This window comes from Micromonospora sp. CPCC 206061, assembly GCF_036906915.1.
Taxonomy (GTDB): domain Bacteria; phylum Actinomycetota; class Actinomycetes; order Mycobacteriales; family Micromonosporaceae; genus Phytohabitans.
This window is the reverse complement of record NZ_JBAKHX010000004.1, coordinates 312,389-327,745: the sequence shown is the minus strand read 5'-3', so window position 1 is coordinate 327,745 and position 15,357 is coordinate 312,389. Positions and strand designations below refer to the sequence as shown.

The following is a 15,357-nucleotide window of genomic DNA, read 5'->3' as shown; positions in this document are numbered from 1 at the left end:
ACCTTGATCGAACATATGTTCGATACAATGGTGGCATGGCATCCTGGTCCGAATTCGTCGCCGACGAGCCCCGCCTGGCCGACTCGATCCGCGCTCTCATGCAGCAGTACGGTCCTGGCCTGGGCTACCTGGCCACCGTCCGATCCGATGGCGGGCCACGGGTGCACCCGGTGTCCCCCGTGATCACCGACGACGGCCTGTACTGCTTCGTGATCGACTCGCCGAAGCGGCGTGACCTGGAGCGCGACGGGCGATACGCACTGCATTCGTTCCCGCCTGAAGACAGCGACGACGAGGCCTACCTGGCCGGCCGCGCCCGCGTCGTCACCGACCGGGCCAAGGTCGCCCGCCTGGCCGACCACCTGCGCGCCGCCTCGCACGTCGACTGGCGGCTGTTCGAGTTCACGGTCGACGTCGCCATGCTGGCTCGCCACGGCCGTAACGGCGCCACTCCGTTCGCCGAGCCGGTCGAGCGCCCGGCCGTCCAGGTCTGGCTCGACCCGGACGGCGTCGTGCCACCGACGCCCCGAGGCCGAGGCCGCCACCGCCGCAACGCGCCGACGGCTACGCTGCGCGATAAGCAGCCCATGCACTCGACATGCGGGTCGCCTGACCCGGTGTGAATTCGAACATGCACGAGTCCGCCGTGTAGTCCATGAAGTTGTGGATCGGATCCTCACCTGGATCGTCCACACACGTGTCCCGCCCGACGGGGCAATTCGACGCCCACGTGGCCTCCGCTGGCGTGTCGGCCACCTGGTCGCCGCCCGCGCACCCGTCCTCGAAGGTGTGGTACAGGTTCAGCCAGTGCCCGATCTCGTGGGTGGCGGTGTCGCCCTCCGCGTAGATCCCCGCGGTGCCACCCGGCAGCGACTCGGCGAGCAGCACGACACCATCGCTCGGGTGCGGGGCCGCCTGCGGATACGTCGCCCAGCCGAGCAGGCTGTCGCTCAGGTCGCCCGTGTAGATGTTGAGCGTCTCCATCCCGCCCTGTCGCAGCGCGCTCTTCATCTCGAACTCGGCGGTCGACTCATACACGATCGGGTACCACGCCGGGTTGACCACCCGATTGATCTCCATCAACTCGAACGCGAACGCCGTCTCCGCCCCACCCGTCGCCCCGGAGTACGCGTCGTTGAGCACCTGGATCTGCTGCTGGACCATCGAATCCGGCACACTGCCGCCGGCACGCGTGCTGTCGCTGGAGATCACATGCACCACGGTCGGCACCGTCACCGTCGCGAAGGTGAGGGCCTTGCCCGACTTGGCCCGCTCCTCCAGTCTGGCGATCAGCTCTCGCTCCCGCTCGGCCACCTGCCCAGGCGCCAGATCATTGGGATCCTGCGCACCAGGCGTGCCCGGCCTGATCCGCGCGTCGCCGCTCTGGCCACACGTCCCGCTCCCGGCCGTGCCGGCCTCGGCAGAGGTTGGTGGTCCGGCACTGACGAGCAGGGCGAAGGCCGCAAGCCCAGCCCAGATCGGCGAAGATCGATGTAGCGGCATTTGCCGACTATATACTCACATCAATCAATGACCAATCCTCCGCCATCACCCACCCATCCACCCACCCACCCACCCACCCCGCCTCCCCGCCTCCCCACCCACCCGCCTCCCCGCCGAGTCTCCCCGCCGATCAAGGGCGAATGCACTTGCTTTGATCTCAAAACCACGTGCATACGCCCTTGATCGACGCAATCTCCCTTGATCGCCCCCCACTGGAACGCCCCTTGTGGCGTCCGAAGCTGGCGTGGGCGCGGGTGGCTCGCCGCGCGGCAACCTGCGTGCGGGTCGGTTGACCAACCAGGTACAGTGGTGTCCGCTTGCGGGTGTAGTTCAATGGCAGAACATCAGCTTCCCAAGCTGACAGTGAGGGTTCGATTCCCTTCACCCGCTCCACCATGAAGGCCCTGGTCAGGACGTCGGTCAGCCAGAGCCTTCGATGTTCCAAGATCTACGATCACGATACGTTGCCATTGACGTGCCATTAGCTCCGGTGCACCGCGAGCACACCGGTCGCGCCGTCGTCCGCATCGTCGGGCCGGATGCCGCCTCCTTCCTCTTGCTCGCGCCCTTCTTTCCGCCTTCCGGGTGGCCTTCTTCGACTTCTTCCGCTCGGCCCGGCGAGGTTGCCCGCCAGATCGGCCGCCCGATCTCCGTCGTGAACACGAACGCCTCAGTATCGTCGTCGACCTCGGCGGCGAGGTCCTGTCCGTCCCGCGGACCGACGCCCCAGGCATAGCCGAGCAGACCGGCACCGGGACCGCCAGCGTTGGTCGGGTCAGTCGCGGTCTTACGTCGTGGCGGCCCCGGTGCCGGCCCGCTCCCTGGTGGGTGGGTCGACGGCACACGGGACGGACAGGCGGGAGGCGTGTACGTGGCTACGCCACGTCGACGAGCTGGAGACCGTCATATGCCGCGAAGTCGGCGAAGTCCTTGGTGTTGAAGGTGGCCAGAGGCAGGCCCTCCGCCAGACAACAGGCGGCGATCCAGGTGTCGTTTACCGGCCGGGGACGACCGCGGAGTTGAGCGCGCGCCTGAAGGTCACCCCAGGTTGTGGCGACCCGCTCGTCGTACTTCAGGACCGTGACGTGCCGCCGCCAGGTCACGAGCGCCGCACGTCGCTGTGGTCCCCAGCTTCGGATCGCGGTCTACTTGGTCAGCTCACCAAGGGTCACGAACGTCATGCAGGGCGTGCGGGTCGCCAGCCAGGCGTGCAGGCGATCAGGAAGGCGACCGAGGAAGCTCGCGGACGCGACGTCCGTGTCCAGGACGACGAAGCTCACGCCATGCCGGCCCGGCGGGACGCGTACAGGTCGGCGAGGAACTCGTCCAGCTCCTCGTCCGACTCGAACATGCCGGGCACGATCAGTTCATCAGCCGAGGTGAGCGGTCGGACGCCCTGTCGGTGAGCCTGCTCCTCCACCGGAACGTGTTCCTCGTCGGCCGGTCGCTGGGGCAGCCACTCGGCGTTGCTCGACGTCATGACGCTCACCTCCGCCGCTGGACGCTCGTCCATCTTCTCACCTTCGCCGGCTGGCGACAGTCCCCCAGTGGCGGACCCGATCGGATCAGCGCCGTGCCATTGGCGTGCCATTAGCCCAGGCCAGGCGAGGTCAACCCAGGCCACCCAGGACCACCGCGACCAGGTGGTCACCTCATCCAGGGGCCGGTTTCCGACGATTCCCAAGCTGACAGTGAGGGTTCGATTCCCTTCACCCGCTCCAGTTTTCGTTACAGCGACTCCGCGTCCACGAGGGCGCGGAGTTTCAGTTTTGTGGCCAGCGCGGGCGCGCACTCCGACACGATCGCGGCGCAGCCGACAGGCACCGCACCCAGGGTGCGTGCCAGGTCGTACAGCGCCTTTACCTGGGCGCCAGTCGAGACCCAATCGTCGATCACCAGTACCCGATCATCTGGGCCGAGGTGGCGGCTGCGTACCCCCAACTCGAGCTTGCGCCCCCGGTAGTCGCGGCCGGCGCGTGCCCACGTCACCGGTTCGGCGATCAGCCGGTCTGCCTCCGACTTGACCGCGGGCACGAAGCCGACACCCAGCGAAACGGCTACCAGTGGCCCGAGGAGATAGCCCGTGACCTCGGGGGAGACGACGGCGGTGGGACGGTCGGCGCGAAACAGGTCGGCGAGCGCGGGGCCGAGGCCGTTGAGGGTCGCCGGGTCGCGCCACCAGGCGGAGGTGTCGCTGACCAGGTGGGTGCTGTCCGGGCCGACGTCGATCCAGCGGAACGAGTCGATCAGGCGTTTCTTCAGGTCGTCGTGCACTACTCCATCCTCCGCCAATGGCATAACCGATCCACACGGCGTCGTTCGATCGGATGAACGTTTCCCAACATAACCGCACCAAAGGGATAGATCACTTTGACAGCTCAAGCCGGGCAACCGCTACGGTCCGCCGGGTGACCGGAAGGCATCACCGTAGATCCCGGCGTGCTCCCCTCGTCGCAGTGGCCGCAGTCGTCGGCTCGCTGCTGGTCGGCGGAGGGCTCGGCGCGGCCAAGCTGACGGCATCGAACGGGGCAGCAACCCCGCCGGCGCTGGCGACTTCCCCACCCACCGCCGCCGCACCGGCAACCCCAACACCGACCAAGGCGCCACAGCGTGCCTCCCGAGGCAGCGCGCGCGGCGCGGAAAAGAGCAGCCCAAGCCCCACGCCGAAGGGTGTGACGGGCACCTGCGGGGCCTCTTACTACGACGAGCCGCAACCCACCGCGAACGGCGAGCAGTTCGATCCCGAGGCGCTCACCGCCGCGCACAAGACGTTGCCGTTCGATACCCGGGTGCGGGTCACCAACCCGTCCAACGGAAAGTCGGTCGTAGTCCGGATCAACGACCGCGGTCCCTACATTGACGGCCGATGCATTGATCTTTCGAGGGCGGCCTTCCGGACGATCGCCCCCCTCGGTCTGGGCCACGTCACGGTGGCGTACGAGATCCTCCGGTGACCACCGCCCGGCCAAATCCGAATCAGACGACGGGTCAACTTCGTTCAGTCGTGGCCGTCGATCAGGCATGCTGTTCGGCGTACCCATACATTTTCTGCCGCCGGGCCGCCGCCCGCTGAGCCAAGGATCCCGCGCCGGTCTCGGCGCGGCCCTCGTGCTGCTCGCGCTCGTGGCGGCGATCGAGTTGGCCGACGGCTCCGAGGCCCGTTATATCGGTCTCATCGTGGCCGCGCCGTTCCTGACGGCGGCGTTCGCGTCGTGGCGGATCGTGCTCGCGATCGGCGTGCTGGCGACGGCGCTGGGCGGCGCGTTCGCCCTGATGGGTGAGCAGAACAGGCTGGCCAACGCGATCATCGTCGTGGGCATCGCGGTGGCGACGGGCATCGCGTCCGCGGTCGCGGTGATCCGGGAACGGCAGGCGGAGCGGATCGCGGAGCTGTCCCGGCTCGCGTCGGTGGCACAGCAGGCGGTACTGCGACCGCTGGGTCCCAAAGTCGGCACGCTGGCTGTGGCCGGCCGGTACATCTCGGCGACCGCCGCGGCCGACATCGGCGGTGACCTCTACGAGGCGCTCGACACGCCCTACGGCGTTCGCATGATCATCGGAGACGTGCGCGGCAAGGGGCTCGACGCGGTGCGTCTGGCCAGCATCGTGCTCGGTTCGTACCGGCACGTGGCGTACGAGCGGGCCGATCTCCGCGCGATCGTGGCCGACCTGGACCGGGCGGTGGCCCGCAGTGTCGGCGACGAAGACTTCGTCACAGCGGCTCTCGTGGAGGAGCGCGGCGGCACCCTCACGATCGTCAACTGTGGGCACCCGGCTCCCCTGCTGCTGAGGCGGGGTGAGGCGATTCCGCTGGAGCCGCCGGCCCCCGCGCCGCCGCTGGGGTTCATGCCGGTGGTCCGGCCGCGCGTGGAGCGGTTGGAGCCTGGCGACCGGTTGCTGCTCTTCACGGACGGTCTGGGCGAGGCGCGCCAGGAAGGGGAGTTCTTCCCTATCGCGGACCGGGCGTGGCGGTTGCTCGGCCACGGCACGGTCGGCGACGGGCTGGTCTCCCTGGAGACGGCGCTGGTCGAGTGGGTGCATGGGCGCCTCGACGACGACATCGCGCTGGTGCTGATGGAGTACGCCGGCGCCCGACCTGTCACCGCGGCCGCGGTGCCAAGCTGGGAACTCGGGGCGTCCGATACGTAAGGGACGCAGCTGCACTGTTGGCGCTCGCTCCGCCCGCGCGGTGGCGGCCGATGTAGCGGCGTGGCATACGCGGTTCGGGGGCGAGCCTGTGCAAAACGGTGGCGAGTGACATCGATTCCTCCCCGGTCTTGGCCCGTGATCGGTCGGGCATCGGTCCCAACGACAGGGGTCCATGGCGGTGACGGCAACTGTCGGCGTGCCGACTTGATCTGGTCCGGATTACCGACTATGTGGCCTTTGTCCGTCGGGTTGTGGTCACGGTCACTTCCGCGATTACCTTGTCGCTGTCTACTGGCCGGTAATAGAATGAAAGTTACTGACCGGTAACACCTGCCCGAAAGCGATGCGGGGGCCAGCGAGCATGACGCACTACAAGAGCAACGTCCGGGACCTGGAGTTCAACCTCTTCGAGGTCTTCGGTGCGGATCAGATCATCGGCCAGGAGCCGTACGCTGATCTCGACGTGGACACCGCGCGGAGCATCCTTTCCGAGGTCGACCGGTTGGCCAGGGAAGACCTGGCGCCGAGCTTCGTCGCCGGCGACCGGACGCCGCCCGTCTTCGATCCGGCCACCCACTCGGTGACCGTTCCCGAGGAACTGCGCAAGTCCTTCAACGCGTTCATGGACGCTGAGTTCTGGCGGCTCGACCTGCCCGAGGCGCTCGGCGGCACCAACGCTCCCCGCGCGCTGTGGTGGTCACTCGCCGACCTGGTGCTCGGCTCGAACGCGCCGATCTGGATGTACGCGTCGGGCCCCTCGTTCGCGCACACGCTGTGGCGCGAGGGCACGCCGGAGCAGCAGGAGTGGGCGAGGCTCTTCGTCGAGAAGCGCTGGGCGTCCACGATGGTCCTGACCGAGCCCGACGCGGGCTCCGACGTCGGCGCTGGCCGCACGCGCGCGATCCCGCAGCCCGACGGCAGCTACCACATCGAGGGCGTAAAGCGGTTCATCACGAGCGGCGAGCACGACCTCTCGGAGAACATCATCCACTACGTGCTCGCGCGCCCCGTCGGCGTCGAGGGTGCCGGCGGCCCGGGCACGAAGGGCCTGTCGCTCTTCGTCGTGCCGAAGTTCCACTTCGACCCGAAGACCGGCGAGCTGGGCGAGCGCAACGGCGTCTTCGCCACCAACGTCGAGCACAAGATGGGCCTCAAGGTCTCGACGACGTGCGAGCTCACCTTCGGCGAGCACGGCACACCGGCCAAGGGATGGCTGCTCGGCGACGTGCACGACGGCATCCGGCAGATGTTCCTCATCATCGAGTACGCCCGCATGATGGTCGGCACGAAGGCGATCGCCACCCTCTCCACCGGCTACCTGAACGCGCTCGAGTACGCCAAGAACCGTGTCCAGGGTGCCGACCTGCTCCAGATGACCGACAAGGCAGCGCCTCGGGTCACCATCACCCACCACCCGGACGTGCGCCGTTCGCTGCTGCTGCAGAAGGCGTACGCCGAGGGCCTGCGTGCGCTGGTCTGCTACACGGCCACCTGGCAGGACCGGATCATCATCGCCGAGGCGGCCGGTGACGAGCAGACCGTCAAGCGCGCCAAGAGGATCAACGACCTGCTGCTGCCGCTCGTCAAGGGCGCCGGCTCGGAGCGGGCGTACGAGCTGCTGGGTCACGAGGCGCTGCAGACCTTCGGCGGCTCCGGCTACCTGCAGGACTACCCGCTCGAGCAGTACGTGCGCGACGCGAAGATCGACACCCTCTACGAGGGCACGACCGCGATCCAGAGCCTCGACCTGTTCTTCCGGAAGATCGTGAAGGACGGCGGCAAGGCCCTGATGACGGTGGCCGGTGAGATCCAGTCCTTCATCGAGTCCGAGGGCGGCGTCGAAAACTCCGAGTCGCGGGCGCAGGCTGGTAGTGAAGCCGGCGGAACCGCCGCAGCGCAGGGTGGGCGACTCGGAGCATTCGACGGCCAGCTCAAGGAGGAGCGCCTCGCGCTGGGCAAGGCGCTCGCCGAGGTGCAGCAGATCCTTGGCGTGATGACCGGCTGGCTCGGCGAGGCCCAGGGCGACGACCCGCGGGCGCTGTACAAGATCGGCCTGAACTCGCGCCGCCTGCTGCTGGCCCTGGGCGACCTCGTCGTCGCCTGGCTGCTGCAGCGCCAGGCCGAGGTCGCGCTCCGCGCGCTGGCCGGTGAGACCTCCGCCGCCGACAAGTCCTTCTACGAGGGCAAGGTGGCTGCGGCTCGGTTCTTCGCCCACGAGGTGTTGCCGCGTATCGGCGCCGACCGCAGGATCATCGAGTCCAGCACCCTGGACGTGATGGATCTGGCGGAGGACGCCTTCTGATGCGAAGCCGCCCGTCCGGGGTTCTAATGGGACCGTGGGCATCGGTGGCGGCATCTTTTTGATCGCGCTCGGCGCGGTCATGACGTTCGCCTTCGAGGTCGAGCCCTGGTGGCTCGACCTCGATGTCGTCGGTGCCGTGCTCATGCTGGCCGGCGCGACGGTGTTGCTCGTCACGCTCTGGTATTGGCAGCGGCGCAGGACTTCGGCGGCGGTCGTGCCGCCCACGGCTCAGGAGAGCCGCCTCCCGACACCGCCCGACCCGATCGCGAATCGCCCGACGCCGCCGGAGCCACCGCTCCCGCCGCCGCCCCTGTGAGCGCTACAGGGCGCGCGAACAGCGAGGCATAGGACTTCGGCGTGACGCTCAGCCTCGGGCGGTGTGGGTGCTCGTGAGGGGGGCTGAGCCCGGGTCACACTCGGCCCACGATCCCTCGAACCGGTGAACCGCCAGCCCGCTGGTGCGCAACCCGTCAGAGTCGGTGTCCGCGCCGGGGTCCAGCAGTTCGGACAGCTGCGACACCGTCGGGTTGTGCCCGATCACCAATACGGTCGAAACGCCGTCGTCGGCGGCGCGGATCAGGTCGAGCAGGTCAGCCGCGCGCCCGTCGTAGGCGCGCCCCTCGTACCGCACTTCGGGTGAGGTGTCGCCGAGGGCCACCGCCACGCCGTGCCACGTCTGCCGGGTGCGCTTGGACGGTGAGCAGATCACCAGGTCGGGCAGGAGCCGGCGGTTGAAGAGCCAGGCGCCCGCCGCGTTGGCGTCCGCGTGCCCGCGGGCGGTGAGTGGCCGGTCGACGTCGGCGGTGTGGTTGGGGCGGTCGGCCTTGGCGTGGCGCAACAGCACGATGGTGCGTTCCGTCATGCCCACAGCTTGCCTGATTGAGGAGCAAAACCCGTGGGTAAGCAGATTGCGACACCAGTCAAGGAGGACGACATGGGTATCGGCGGGAGCATCTTTCTTATCGCCTTGGGTGCGATCTTCGCGTTCGCCGTCGAGTTCGATCTGGGTTGGCTCGACATCAACGTCGTCGGCTGGGTCCTCATGCTGGCGGGCATTTTCGGTTTGATCCTGACCCTGTGGTTCTGGCAGAACCGCCGCCGCGCCGTCGTGACCCCACCGGCCACCGTCGTGCAGGACCGCGTCGTCGAGGACCGCCAGGTCGTCCCGCCGGCGGACGCGACCCGGATCGAGGAGCGCCGGGTGGTGCGCCGCCCGACGGGTCGGCTGTACGAATAGACCTACGAAGCGAACAGGGCGAAGTAGATCCCGATGTGGTGGGCGATCGCGGCGACCAGCGTGCTGGCGTGGAAGAACTCGTGGTGCCCGAACACCTCCGGCCACGGGTTCGGGCGGCGCAGCGCGTAGAAGATGGCCCCGAGCGTGTACGTCACGCCGCCCACCACCAGCAGGACGAGCGCCGCGCCACCGCCGTTGCGGTAGATGTCGGGCAGTACGGCGACGGCGACCCAGCCGAGCCCTATGTAGAGCGGCGCGGACGCCCACCGCGGCGCGTGCGGCCAGACCAGCTTCAGCGCCACCCCGATGACCGCTCCGATCCAGACGGTGGCGAGCAGCATGCTGGCGAGCCGCGTCGGCAGGAGCAGCGCGCAGAACGGCGTGTAGGTGCCGGCGATGAACACGAAGATCATGGAGTGGTCGAGGCGCCGCATGATCGCGTACCCGCGAGGAGACCAGACCCTCCGGTGGTAGAGCGCGCTGGTGCCGAACAGCCCGCACACCGTCAGGCTGTAGATGGCGCAGCTCACGAGCGGCGCGATGCCCGGGCGGGTCGCGGCGATCGAGGTCAGCACGATGCCGCAGGCAGCGGCCACGAAGAATGCGTACGCGTGCAGCCAGCCGCGCATCCGCGGCTTGCCGAGGTCGACAGGCTTGAGGCGAACGGGCACGTCGGCGGTCACGCAAACTAGGTTACGACACCGTAGGTTACTTGTGGGTAGTGAGCTTGCCGATATTCGCTGATGCCAAGATGACGGGCATGCGGATGACCGAGGTGGGCCGGGCCGCTTTATTGATCGAGTGCGCCGACGGGGAGCACGTCGAAGCGTGGCGAGCCGAGCTGTGGCGGCGCCGGGAACGCGGCGAGCTGTCGGCGATTGAAATCGTGCCGGGCGCCCGCACCGTGCTGCTGGACGGCGTCACCGATCCCGCCGAGACCGCGCGCCGGATCGCGCAGTGGCCGCCACCCGCTGCCACCGCCTCGGCGGGCGGGCCGCAGGTCACCATCCCGGTCGTGTACGACGGAAGCGACCTGCCGTGGGTCGCCGAACAATGGGGGCTGTCCGCCGAGGACGCCGTCGACCGCATCGCGAGCACCGAGCTTCGGGTGGCGTTCTGCGGCTTCTCTCCCGGGTTCGCGTACCTCGCCGGGCTGCCCGCCGATTGGGCGGTGCCCCGGCTGTCCGACCCGCGTCCCAAGGTGCCGGCCGGCTCGGTGGGACTGGCTGGGGAGTACGCCGGGATCTACCCGACATCCTCGCCCGGCGGCTGGCGCCTCATCGGCCGCACCGAGCAGGTGCTCTTCGACGTCGACCGCGACCCGCCCGCGCTGCTCGTCCCCGGCACTCGCGTGCGGCTGGTGCCCGCGTGATCGACATCCTGCGCGCCGGGCCGCTGACCACCGTGCAGGATCTCGGCCGCCCCGGCTGGGCGCACCTCGGCGTGCCACGCTCCGGCGCCCTCGACGCGCCCGCGCTACGCCTGGCCAACCGGCTGGTCGGCAACGCCGAACACGCCGCCGGGCTGGAGATCACCGCCGCCGGCTGCGCCGTGCGGCTCCGGGCGGCCGGCACGGTGGCGCTCACGGGAGCGTTCGCGCGGGTCACCGTCGCGGGGCGTCCAGCTGGTTATGGGGTACCGCTGGCGGCGCCTGCCGGAGCGGTGGTGAACGTGGGGCGGGCCGAGTACGGCGTCCGGTCCTACCTGGCCGTGGCGGGCGGGATCGCGGTGCCGCCGGTGCTGGGCAGCCGGTCGACCGACACGCTCTCCGGGCTCGGGCCAGCGCCGTTGCGGGACGGCGACGTGCTTCCGGTCGGCCCGGCGGCCGCACCCTCCACCGTGGACTTCGTGCCGTGGCTGCCGCCTCCCGCCGCGCTGGATCTTCGGGTGCGGCTGGGGCCGCGGCGGGACTGGTTCACATCGGGCGCCGTCGAGGCGCTGCTTGGCACTCAGTACACGGTCAGCGCGGTGAGCAACCGGGTCGGAGCGCGACTGGCGGGCGCGACCCTGCCCCGCGCTCGCGAGGGCGAGCTGCCCAGCGAGGGCGTGGTGCTCGGCGCCGTGCAGGTACCGGCCAGCGGCCAGCCGTTGATCTTTCTGGCAGATCACCCGACTACCGGGGGTTACCCGGTCATCGCCGTCGTGGACGATGTTTCGCCCCTCGCGCAGGCCGCTCCCGGTACTACGGTGAGGTTCCATGGATCTGAACGCTGACCTCGGCGAGGGCTTCGGCGTCTGGCGGCTCGGCGACGACGAGGCCCTGCTCTCGGTGGTGACCTCGGCGAACGTCGCCTGCGGCTTCCACGCCGGCGACCCGCCAGCCATGCGCCGGGTGTGCGCGGAGGCGGCCGCCCGCGGCGTAGCGGTGGGGGCGCAGGTCGGCTACCGCGACCTCGCGGGCTTCGGGCGCCGGCGCATCGAGTACGCGTTCGGCGACCTGCGCGACGACGTGCTCTACCAGATCGGGGCGCTGGACGGGTTCTGCCGCGTCGCCGGCTCCCGGGTGCGATATGTGAAGCCGCACGGAGCGCTCTACAACGTCGCCGCGGTGGATGAGGTGCAGGCCGCCGCGGTGGTGGCGGCTGTCGTCGACTACGACCGGTCGCTACCGGTGCTGTGCCCGCCCGGTTCGGTGCTGGCCCAACTCGCGGCCGGCGCGGGGCTGCGCGCGGTCGGGGAGGGCTTCGCCGATCGCGGCTACCAGTCCGCGGGCACGCTGGTGCCCCGGTCGGCGCCGGGCGCATTGGTCACGTCACCGGACGAGGTGGCCGAGCGCGTGGTCCGGATGGCGACCGCCTCCGAGGTCGTCGCGGTAGACGGCACGGTCCTCCGCCTACCGGTCGAGTCCATCTGCCTCCACGGCGACACCCCAGGTGCGGTAGACCTGGCCCGCCACGTGCGATCCGCTCTGGCCGCGGCGGGCGTCGCGGTCACGCCCTTCTCACGGGGTGTCGAGGCCCCTCAGGATTAGGGGGAGGCGAGCTGCGGCGCCCTCGATGACGCGTACGGGGACGCCCCAGTCCTGGCGGGTCAGGTGGCAGGCGGCGTGCTCGGCCTCGGCGTCGCACGTGGCCGCCTGGGCGACCACCTGGAGCACGCCGGTCGGAACCGCCTCGTTGAGCACCAGCGTGCGGCGCAGGCCGGTGGTGGTGCCCGCGCCGTCCAGCAGCAGCTCAGGCGGCGAGGCCGACACCACCAGCCGGGTCGACGGGCCGAACGACTCGTCGAGCTTCTGCCCCGGCGGCGGCGTGAACACGACCTCCAGGGTCACCTCGCCGGGCGCCAGGTCGGTTGGCGGCCGCTCGGTGCGGTGCCGCTCGCCGGCTACCGTGACCGCCCCGGACGACGACACCGCGCCCGGCGCCAACCGGACCAGCCGGTGCGCGGCCGACTCCACCACGATCACGCCGCCGTCGGCGTCCAGCACCACGTCGCTGGGCTCGGCCAGCCCACTCGCCACAGTGGACACCCGTGCGGTCTCCGGGTCGTACCGCCGCACGGCCCCGTTGTAGGTGTCGGCGACCAGCGCCGAGCCGTCGGGCAGGGCGCAGACGCCCAGCGGGTGCTGGAGCAGCGCCTCGGCGGCTGGCCCGTCCACGTGCCCGAAGTCGAACAGGCCCTGCCCCACCGCGGTGTGCAGCGCGCCGCCTTTCACGTAGCGCAGCGCGGAGGTCTCGCTGTCGGCCAGCCACAGTCGAGTGCCGTCAGATGAGACGGAGAGGCCGGACGGCTGCGCCAGCCACACGTCAGGCAACGGCCCGTCGCGCAGTGCCTCGACGGTGGTGCCGGCGTACACGCCCACGGTCCGCTTGATCGGGTCGAACCACCAGAGCTGGTGGATGCCTGCCATCGCGACGATGACGCGGCCGTCGTACCAGGCCACGTCCCAGGGGGACGACAGGTCGGCGGCCAGCGCGTCGTGCGCGTGGTCGTCTACTGTGGACCGCCACGGGCGGCCACTGCCGGCTATCGTGGTCACCTCGCCGGTGTCCAGCCGCACTCCGCGCAACAGGTGGTTGACGGTGTCGGCGACAACCACGTCGTACCCGGCGATGTCCGCCTCGTGCGGGGGTAGCAGGCACAGGCCCTGCGGCTCGGAGAAGCTCGCGCCGCCGGCGGGACCGTCCGCCCGGCCCCGCTCCCCGGAACCGATCCGGCGCACCACCGTCTCGCCGTCCGCCGCCAACTCGACCAGCGAGTGCCGCGCCGAGTCGGACACCAGCAGGTTGCCGCTCGACAGCCGCATGGCCTTACCCGGGAAGCGCAGCGCTGTCTGCGCGTCGGCGGGCGGCACGTACGGGCCGTCGCCACGGTGCAGCGTGCCCTTGGCATCGTGGGTGGCGATCAGCTCGTCGATCAGCCGGCTCAGCCCTTCGGCGTGACCCTCACCGGCCATCGAGGCGACGACGTAACCTTCCGGGTCGATCACCGCGAGCGTCGGCCACGCCTTGGCGGCGTACTGCTGCCACGTCACCAGATCCGGGTCGTCGAGCACCGGGTGCGCCACCCCGTACCGCTCGACGGCCGCGGCCAGCGCGGCGGCGTCCCGCTCGTGCTCGAACTTCGGCGAGTGCACCCCGATCACGACGAGCACGTCGCCGTACTTGTCTTCCAGCGGACGCAGCTCGTCGAGCACGTGCAGGCAGTTGATGCAGCAAAACGTCCAGAAGTCGAGGATCGTGATCCGCCCGCGGAGGTCGGCGAGGGTCAGCTCCTTGCCGCCAGTGTTCAGCCAGCCGCGTCCACGCAGCTCAGGTGCTCGGACCCGGGATCGTGGTGATGCCATCGGACCATTGTTCCCTATGCATGGGGAAGCAGCGCTTTGCGTGGATCGAGGGCAAAGGCGGGTGCGCCTTTGCCCTCGATCACAGGGGGAGGGTGAATCTGGTCAGGTGGCGGTGCAGGAAAGGGTCGGGGCCGCGTTGCTGCCGTTCCACGAGCCCAGGAACCCGAATGTCGTGCTTCCTCCGGCGCCCAGGTTGCCGTTGTAGCCGACGTTCCGTGCGGTCACCGCCGATCCGCTACTGGTGATCGTGGCGCCCCACGACTGGGCGATCTGCTGCCCGTTGCTGTACGTCCAGTTCACCGTCCAGCCGGTGATCGCGGACGAGCCGGCTGTGACGCGTACCTCACTCTGGAAGCCGCCGGTCCACTGGCCGGTGATCGCGTACGTGGCCGAGCAGCTGCGGGTGCCGGGTACCCCGGTCGTGGGCCCGTTGGTCGGCGACGCCGGCGGGCTCGATGGCGGTGTGGTGGGCGGCGTGGTCGGCGGCGTGGTCGGCGGCGTGGTCGGCGGCGTCGTGGGCTCCGAGGACCCGCCGGGGAAGCGCACGTCGCTGCAGAAGTAGTACGACTGGTCGGAGTGGCTGGCCTGCCAGATCGCGTACACGATGTGGCGACCGGTGCGGCCCGGGGCGCTCACGCTCGTCGAGATCGAGACGCCGTTGAGCACCGGGTCGGTCTCGGTCTGGCCGACGCCCGGCAGGATGCGGCCGGTATCGCGTACCAGCTCAAGATCGGCCCAGCGCAACCGTTGGGTCAGCGGGTTGAAGCCCTGCCGGCTGACGTAGATCCGGATGTAGTCGGCGCCGTGCCTGGCCTGGTCGTGCATGGTCCAGGTGAACGTGTTGTTCAGATCCGTGGCGCGCCAGTTGCCGGGGTTGTCCAGCGCGGCGTATCGGGTGCCGCCGGTCTGGCCGCCGCTGCACAGCTGGCCGTCGGGGATGGCGCCCTGGTGGTTACCGGCGACGCCCTCCCGGTACAGCGAGTTCCAGTTCCACATGGCCGTCGAGTCGGCCTGCCAGGCTTGCCAGCACATCGGGTCTTGGGTGGCCATGTTGGGGTTCTGGAAGTCGTTCCCCCACCGTTTCCAGCAACCGTAGTTGCGTGACATCGGGTTGATCGTCGAACCGTGTGCGGACGCCACGTTCGCCATGAACGTGGTCAGGAGCACGATGACCGCGGCCGCGATGGCGAGCGTGCGGTAGATGAGCGGTCTGCGTGCGTGTGCGAGGGCGGACATGTGACCTCCAGCGCGATGGCAGCAACGAGGAGCGAGGTGCGCGGGGCTTGCCCTGGCTCCCGCGCCCGGCTACGTGGCTCCCGCACCGGTCTGTCCAGAGATTCACATGTGCGAATTCATGTTGTCAATAGTTTGGCAACACAA

18 protein-coding genes and 1 tRNA gene are annotated in these 15,357 nt (G+C 69.7%); 10 read left to right on the top strand and 9 right to left on the bottom strand.

From position 1 onward, the window contains the following. Window positions 1–35: 35 nt before the first annotated feature. Window positions 36–623: a pyridoxamine 5'-phosphate oxidase family protein gene (locus V6V89_RS05915; RefSeq protein ID WP_334617900.1), complete on the top strand. Its 588-nt coding sequence runs from the start codon at window positions 36–38 to the stop codon at window positions 621–623. On the opposite strand, the gene V6V89_RS05910 is transcribed toward V6V89_RS05915, so the two are convergent. Beyond that, window positions 565–1,503 (bottom strand): zinc metalloprotease, encoded by a 939-nt coding sequence (locus tag V6V89_RS05910; RefSeq protein WP_334617899.1) that lies wholly within the window; start codon window positions 1,501–1,503, stop codon window positions 565–567. The two genes, V6V89_RS05915 and V6V89_RS05910, sit on opposite strands and share 59 nt — an antisense overlap. A 319-nt stretch (window positions 1,504–1,822) precedes the next feature. Here V6V89_RS05910 and V6V89_RS05905 point away from each other — a divergent pair. After that, window positions 1,823–1,896, top strand: a tRNA-Gly gene (locus V6V89_RS05905). A 482-nt stretch (window positions 1,897–2,378) separates the two neighbouring features. Here V6V89_RS05905 and V6V89_RS05900 read toward each other — a convergent pair. The 4 genes from V6V89_RS05900 to V6V89_RS05885 all read right to left on the bottom strand — a co-directional run bounded on the left by V6V89_RS05900 (window position 2,379) and on the right by V6V89_RS05885 (window position 3,777). Then, the gene (locus V6V89_RS05900; protein WP_334617955.1) at window positions 2,379–2,642 is read right to left on the bottom strand and encodes a PIN domain-containing protein; all 264 of its coding nucleotides are present in this window, start codon (window positions 2,640–2,642) and stop codon (window positions 2,379–2,381) included. Between the two features lie 6 nt (window positions 2,643–2,648). Then, window positions 2,649–2,783 carry a hypothetical protein gene (locus tag V6V89_RS05895; protein ID WP_334617898.1) on the bottom strand — a complete coding sequence of 45 codons (135 nt, stop codon included), beginning with the start codon at window positions 2,781–2,783 and terminating at the stop codon, window positions 2,649–2,651. After that, window positions 2,780–3,016, bottom strand: coding sequence for a hypothetical protein (locus V6V89_RS05890; RefSeq protein ID WP_334617897.1), 237 nt, complete (start codon window positions 3,014–3,016; stop codon window positions 2,780–2,782). The genes V6V89_RS05895 and V6V89_RS05890 overlap by 4 nt, the downstream gene beginning before the upstream one ends. Window positions 3,017–3,231: 215 nt before the next feature. Next, the gene (locus tag V6V89_RS05885; RefSeq protein ID WP_334617896.1) at window positions 3,232–3,777 is read right to left on the bottom strand and encodes a phosphoribosyltransferase; all 546 of its coding nucleotides are present in this window, start codon (window positions 3,775–3,777) and stop codon (window positions 3,232–3,234) included. A gap of 134 nt (window positions 3,778–3,911) precedes the next feature. On the opposite strand from V6V89_RS05885, the gene V6V89_RS05880 reads away from it, so the two are divergent. The 4 genes from V6V89_RS05880 (at window position 3,912) to V6V89_RS05865 (ending at window position 8,270) form a co-directional block, all read left to right on the top strand. Further along, window positions 3,912–4,457 carry a septal ring lytic transglycosylase RlpA family protein gene (locus V6V89_RS05880; protein ID WP_334617895.1) on the top strand — a complete coding sequence of 182 codons (546 nt, stop codon included), beginning with the start codon at window positions 3,912–3,914 and terminating at the stop codon, window positions 4,455–4,457. Between the two features lie 67 nt (window positions 4,458–4,524). Then, window positions 4,525–5,652: a PP2C family protein-serine/threonine phosphatase gene (locus tag V6V89_RS05875; protein WP_334617894.1), complete on the top strand. Its 1,128-nt coding sequence runs from the start codon at window positions 4,525–4,527 to the stop codon at window positions 5,650–5,652. Between the two features lie 361 nt (window positions 5,653–6,013). Then, window positions 6,014–7,954 carry an acyl-CoA dehydrogenase gene (locus V6V89_RS05870; protein WP_334617893.1) on the top strand — a complete coding sequence of 647 codons (1,941 nt, stop codon included), beginning with the start codon at window positions 6,014–6,016 and terminating at the stop codon, window positions 7,952–7,954. 34 nt (window positions 7,955–7,988) lie between these two features. Beyond that, window positions 7,989–8,270 carry a DUF6458 family protein gene (locus tag V6V89_RS05865; protein WP_334617892.1) on the top strand — a complete coding sequence of 94 codons (282 nt, stop codon included), beginning with the start codon at window positions 7,989–7,991 and terminating at the stop codon, window positions 8,268–8,270. Between the two features lie 48 nt (window positions 8,271–8,318). Here V6V89_RS05865 and V6V89_RS05860 read toward each other — a convergent pair whose 3' ends face one another. After that, window positions 8,319–8,816: a SixA phosphatase family protein gene (locus V6V89_RS05860; protein ID WP_334617890.1), complete on the bottom strand. Its 498-nt coding sequence runs from the start codon at window positions 8,814–8,816 to the stop codon at window positions 8,319–8,321. 72 nt (window positions 8,817–8,888) lie between these two features. On the opposite strand from V6V89_RS05860, the gene V6V89_RS05855 reads away from it, so the two are divergent. Beyond that, window positions 8,889–9,191 (top strand): DUF6458 family protein, encoded by a 303-nt coding sequence (locus V6V89_RS05855; protein ID WP_334617954.1) that lies wholly within the window; start codon window positions 8,889–8,891, stop codon window positions 9,189–9,191. 2 nt (window positions 9,192–9,193) lie between these two features. On the opposite strand, the gene trhA is transcribed toward V6V89_RS05855, so the two are convergent. Then, entirely contained in the window at window positions 9,194–9,820 is a 627-nt protein-coding gene (gene trhA / locus V6V89_RS05850; RefSeq protein ID WP_442935076.1) for a PAQR family membrane homeostasis protein TrhA, read from the bottom strand. A 131-nt stretch (window positions 9,821–9,951) separates the two neighbouring features. Here trhA and V6V89_RS05845 point away from each other — a divergent pair, with 131 nt between their 5' ends. From V6V89_RS05845 to V6V89_RS05835, 3 genes are read left to right on the top strand one after another with little or no spacing between them, the layout of a single operon-like run. Then, the gene (locus V6V89_RS05845) at window positions 9,952–10,563 is read left to right on the top strand and encodes a 5-oxoprolinase subunit B family protein (RefSeq protein WP_334617888.1); all 612 of its coding nucleotides are present in this window, start codon (window positions 9,952–9,954) and stop codon (window positions 10,561–10,563) included. After that, complete coding sequence (locus tag V6V89_RS05840; RefSeq protein WP_334617887.1) at window positions 10,560–11,405, top strand: biotin-dependent carboxyltransferase family protein; 846 nt, start codon at window positions 10,560–10,562, stop codon at window positions 11,403–11,405. Before V6V89_RS05845 ends, V6V89_RS05840 begins: the two co-directional genes overlap by 4 nt. Next, window positions 11,389–12,162: a LamB/YcsF family protein gene (locus V6V89_RS05835; protein WP_334617886.1), complete on the top strand. Its 774-nt coding sequence runs from the start codon at window positions 11,389–11,391 to the stop codon at window positions 12,160–12,162. The genes V6V89_RS05840 and V6V89_RS05835 overlap by 17 nt, the downstream gene beginning before the upstream one ends. Here V6V89_RS05835 and V6V89_RS05830 read toward each other — a convergent pair. Next, window positions 12,133–13,977, bottom strand: coding sequence for an NHL domain-containing thioredoxin family protein (locus tag V6V89_RS05830; RefSeq protein WP_334617885.1), 1,845 nt, complete (start codon window positions 13,975–13,977; stop codon window positions 12,133–12,135). The two genes, V6V89_RS05835 and V6V89_RS05830, sit on opposite strands and share 30 nt — an antisense overlap. Window positions 13,978–14,079: 102 nt before the next feature. Then, window positions 14,080–15,213, bottom strand: coding sequence for a lytic polysaccharide monooxygenase auxiliary activity family 9 protein (locus V6V89_RS05825; protein WP_334617884.1), 1,134 nt, complete (start codon window positions 15,211–15,213; stop codon window positions 14,080–14,082). Window positions 15,214–15,357 lie beyond the last annotated feature (144 nt).